This is a genomic window from Streptomyces sp. NPDC054975, assembly GCF_053609105.1.
The window spans coordinates 1-1,110 of sequence record NZ_JBSGWV010000116.1 but is presented as its reverse complement, the minus strand read 5'-3'; the positions used below and the strand labels follow the sequence as shown (position 1 = coordinate 1,110).

The 1,110-nt window shown below is 39.0% G+C and carries 1 protein-coding gene; it reads right to left on the bottom strand.

The annotated features are described in order from the left end of the window. Nucleotides 1–83 precede the first annotated feature (83 nt). On the bottom strand, nt 84–1,110 hold a 1,027-nt coding region (locus ACWF79_RS34830), incomplete at its 5' end, for a phage tail protein (RefSeq protein WP_453732177.1).

Sequence of the window (1,110 nt, the reverse complement as noted above, 5' to 3'; positions counted from 1 at the left end):
GCCTTGCATTTTCATTTAATGTACTCACTAGATTAGAGGCGGGGTCCAGTGTGTGGTTTTTATCTAATTGAACCATAAATTTCTCAATCCTCCATGAATCCGTTTATCAAAACCGTCACTTTAGAGTTATCAGGTAAGGTTGTCGGATTTATTTGCTGTCCGTTTTGATAAAAACTCACTCTAAAATGATCTGTTGAATTCCCCTCGTAATCTACGGAAACAGCAATCCCTTTTTGTTTTAATAATGATGATGTTTCAGAAGAAACATACTTAACATTGAATTCATCATCTGAAAATAAAAGCAGCTCCTTTTCCAACGTAGACACTTCGCCGCCAGTAGATACAGACCATATACCACCTACATATTGAAGTGTAAACGGAAAAGTTTGAGGGTACTTACTAGTTTGACTGTTTATAATGGCTTGCTGAAATTCGCTTTTAATCTCAGAAATCTGTGCAGCGTATTCGTTCCTTATGGCTTTGATTGAACGTTCCGTTTCTTTGGCTCGTTTCTTCTCCTCTGCAATCCGATCCTCCGGTGTTTTCTTTCCTCCGTTAATCGTTAGGCTTGGCGCTTGTGTTAAATCATTCGGATTGTATGAAACGGCTGTAATTCTTATTGAATCCTCAAATGTAACTCCGTTTAAAGCAGTCTCAGCAAAAACCTCTATTGTATCGCCTTTTTCTACTGGTTCTTCAATTTCAAGAAGCTCAAAAACCTCATTGTAGTTAACTGAATAGCTTGTTTCAGCGTAAGGATTCACCTTGGTTTTCAAAACCTTGATCATGTCCGCTTCTTTTGTTATGGAATCGTCTGTGTAATCAGGAGCCCATGAAGGCTTACCATCGATCAAATACTTTTTTTCATCCGGGTGAATGTAGATGACCGGAGGGAAAACGTATTCCTCATTTTCATTCTTGAATGAACGATAGATTGTAAATATATCCCCGCGTAACAGGTACATGACCGGCGCTGCGCCTTTTGTTCCCTTGGTGTTAGGGTTGTTACTGTCTTTCCCTTTGAACGTCGCTACTACTTTATGAGTTTTGCTATCTAAGCCGCGAATTACATCAAATGTTTTTTCTTTTGGATCAGAATCACTATAGGCC